General features: G+C 60.1%; 3 protein-coding genes. All 3 read left to right on the top strand.

The genetic code is table 11. The annotated features are described in order from the left end of the window. Nucleotides 1-590: 590 nt before the first annotated feature. Complete coding sequence (locus HLA95_RS27000) at nucleotides 591-980, top strand: hypothetical protein (protein WP_191061908.1); 390 nt, start codon at nucleotides 591-593, stop codon at nucleotides 978-980. A gap of 5 nt (nucleotides 981-985) precedes the next feature. Continuing rightward, nucleotides 986-1,396, top strand: coding sequence for a response regulator (locus tag HLA95_RS26995; RefSeq protein WP_191061907.1), 411 nt, complete (start codon nucleotides 986-988; stop codon nucleotides 1,394-1,396). An 816-nt stretch (nucleotides 1,397-2,212) separates the two neighbouring features. Continuing rightward, nucleotides 2,213-2,307, top strand: a 95-nt coding sequence (locus HLA95_RS26990; RefSeq protein ID WP_222183311.1) for a transposase, incomplete at its 3' end; no start/stop codon positions are given.

The following is a 2,307-nucleotide window of genomic DNA, read 5'->3' as shown; positions in this document are numbered from 1 at the left end:
GGCAGATGCGGCTCGATCCGCGCCCAGGCCGCGTCCGACAGCCAGTACAGATGTGCCATCCGCCATACCCTCCTCAGCCTGCGTCCCTGATCAGCCGACTAAAAGCCATGAAGCTGCAGAAGGTTGTTTGAGTTCCCTACCTAATGCAACGCCATACCGACACCCGTGTCCATCAATCCAAACAGCCACCCGATTGAGACTGCGACGGTCGACAACCTCCTGACCAGAGCCACGATTCCCGTTCCAGCCGCATAGGCAAGCGACGTGCACACCGCAACAGCGCCGAACAATAGGATTACCACGAGCAGGAGAGTGCAATCCCGAACCTCAATCCAAACGCGCCGCCAACTGAAGCAGACGATGTGTAAAATCATGATACACGCTTCTGCTGGTGGAAGTCTCAAGCACTGCCGGACGCTACCACGTTGCGGACCATTGGAACGCAGCCACTCATTGTCGCATCTGCAAGAGCAGGTAGAATTGCTTCAAATTCCACACATCCGACCTCCCGGTGCGCCAGCAGACCACGCTGACGAATGCCACCATGCATCGGTACTGTTGCATCTAGTCACCTTGGAGATGCCCAACCGATGCCCTCAACAACCAGCGTGGACCCGCCCGTAATTCAGACCGTATCAGCCGCTGATCCAGCCATTGAACAGTACGTGGCTGAGGCTCGACTGGCTGCCACTGCCCTCGATCAGCAGCTGGCGCATCTGCGTGAGGTCGCGCTGACAGAGGCCGTGCTGCTTGAGGGGAAGTCGGTAGGGCGGGTCCTGGTGGCTGCTGGTCATGCTGCCTGGCAGGTCATGGAGTCCCATGGCTTCGGCGAGAGGGAGATCGCGTTGGAGACCGGGCGGATGGTGCAGGAACTACAGGCGACTGTCAGGGAGCGGAAGCGCAAGGCCGACAAGCCCCAATTCGATATTGGAACGACCACCAATCTCACCGCCTTACCGACTGTCGGGAGCGACTGGTAGGTACAATGTTGATCCTCGTGGTCGAGGACGAGGGCTTGGTCGCCATGGCCATCGAGTGGGCGCTGAAGCTTGCCGGGCATCGAGTGCTGGGCCCCACCGACAACGTCGACGACGCAATCCGGCTGTGCGAGGCGCAACGGCCCGACGTGGCTCTGATCGACCTGAACCTCAAGGATGGTGGTGATGGCCGCGAGATCGCCCGGCATCTCAAGCAGCGCTACGACGCGCCGGTGTTCCTGCTGACCGCTCAGACGGCTCAGGCACGCACCGAGAAGCGGACGGTGTGGGGAGTGGTGCGCAAGCCCTACGACACCAGCGGCTTGCCGCGGCTAATCGACTTTGTCGCCGATGTCCTTGGGGACCGTCCAGCGAAGCCACCGCCAGACGTGGAGATCCTTAAGCTGCCGGATCGCTAGCCCGCTAAATCATCCTCTTGGTCGACTCGATGGGAGATAGACTTCTTCCTGGACCAGTGAGCCAGAAGCCATCCCGCTGCCCCGAACGAGCACAGAGCTGCAGCTATCCAAGAGAGGTCCTGCATGATGGTCACGTTGTTCTCTCCTGGAGGATGGTCAGGACCATGCAGGCGGGCAGACGCTGGCGGAAGGGAGCCGCCCTGCCCCTCCGCCAAAGAATGGTACGCGCCATATCGCGAGGGCGATCACCGGCCCAAGCGCTCGCGCACCTATTGGCACCCAGCATGACCTCGGATGATCATCAGGACCCACCGGATTTCATCGATTTGTGGCGAGCGCAGCAGATACACGCTATCCTGGTGCGTTACGGCCGGTTCCAATTGCCTGAGGTTGAGAGAACGCCCAGCTTCAGAGAGCTAGCAGCTGCCCGTGACAGAGAGATTGCGGCTGTTGAGGTCGAGGCACTGCGGCGGAAGAGCATTGCAGCCGAAGCTGCAGATGCAGTGGCCAGGATCTAGAAGATAGCTAGGTGAACTAGAGTAGGCACCACGGTGCCGCGGTTGAGGTGTCAGGAGTGCGGCGGGCGCGGCTTCTTTCGGGTGTGGGCGTGATTGCCACCTAATTGGCAGGATCTGAGCTCCAGTTGCACTGTTGGATACAGCACAATTCAATCTGCCAGGCGCACGCGATTATCTGACGCGGCATTGTCTTGCTACGAGCAGCACAGGATCTGCCATATTTCCGGAATAAAGTATGACCTTGCCCCCTGAAATGCCCTCGGTCTGAAGCTAGGGTCCGTCGATCAGGAGACGGACGATGAAGAAGAGCCGGTTCAGCGAAGAGCAGATCATCGGGATCCTGAAGGAGGGTCAGGCCGGGCTGCCGGTTGCCGAGATCTGCCGGAAGCACGG

Origin of the sequence: Geminicoccus harenae (genome assembly GCF_019800005.1) — a bacterium.
In the GTDB taxonomy this organism is placed as follows: Bacteria; Pseudomonadota; Alphaproteobacteria; order Geminicoccales; family Geminicoccaceae; genus Geminicoccus; species Geminicoccus harenae.
The sequence above is the reverse complement of the archived record's forward strand: the minus strand, read 5'-3'. Positions and strand labels throughout refer to the sequence as shown.

Bases quoted from the DNA above. Each gene is read 5' to 3' on its own strand.
- HLA95_RS26995 (WP_191061907.1), top strand. From the start codon at position 986: ATGTTGATCCTCGTGGTCGAGGACGAGGGCTTGGTCGCCATGGCCATC.
- HLA95_RS27000 (WP_191061908.1), top strand. From the start codon at position 591: ATGCCCTCAACAACCAGCGTGGACCCGCCCGTAATTCAGACCGTATCA.